Below are 530 nucleotides of genomic sequence, written 5' to 3' on the forward strand. Positions count from 1 at the left end.
CGCTTCCTGATGATTCAATGTCACCAGTGTAAAAGAGCCTGATTTTGCCACCTTCTCGCTACTGCCAGCCGGATCTGACCGCTGGCAGCCTGGCAAAGATGAACGTGAAGAAGATCACAATTTGATTACTGGCACGCAGAATCACGGGATGTGACCCTGCCCTCATTTCTCACTCTTTCCCCCACTTTCTTAAAAATATCACCGGGATAGTCGCTTTCGCTGTCAAAAATTCAAGGTGGACTGCCATCACGCTGCGTAGACTCTGTTGCTGATATGTTAAAGAGGAAACGATCATGACCGTGTTACACAGCGCTGATTTCTTCCCGACAGGGCATTTCCCGGTTGCCATTGAACCCCGTGCGCCACAAGGGGTGTTCCCGGAGCATTATCATGATGATTTTCATGAAATTGTCATTGTTGAACAGGGTGCAGGTATTCATGTTTTTAACGGCCAGTCACAGCCTTTATGCAGCGGCTGCGTCTGCTTTGTACGCAGTCATGATCGCCATCTGTATGAACAAACGGAAAAT

1 protein-coding gene is annotated in these 530 nt (G+C 48.3%); it reads left to right on the plus strand.

Annotation, left to right across the window (positions count from 1 at the left end; all coding sequences use genetic code 11):
• Positions 1–293 precede the first annotated feature (293 nt).
• On the plus strand, positions 294–530 hold a 237-nt coding region (locus tag WH277_RS01735), incomplete at its 3' end, for an AraC family ligand binding domain-containing protein (RefSeq protein WP_339504029.1).

The organism is Erwinia sp. MYb416, from assembly GCF_037479575.1.
GTDB lineage: Bacteria > Pseudomonadota > Gammaproteobacteria > Enterobacterales > Enterobacteriaceae > Erwinia > Erwinia rhapontici.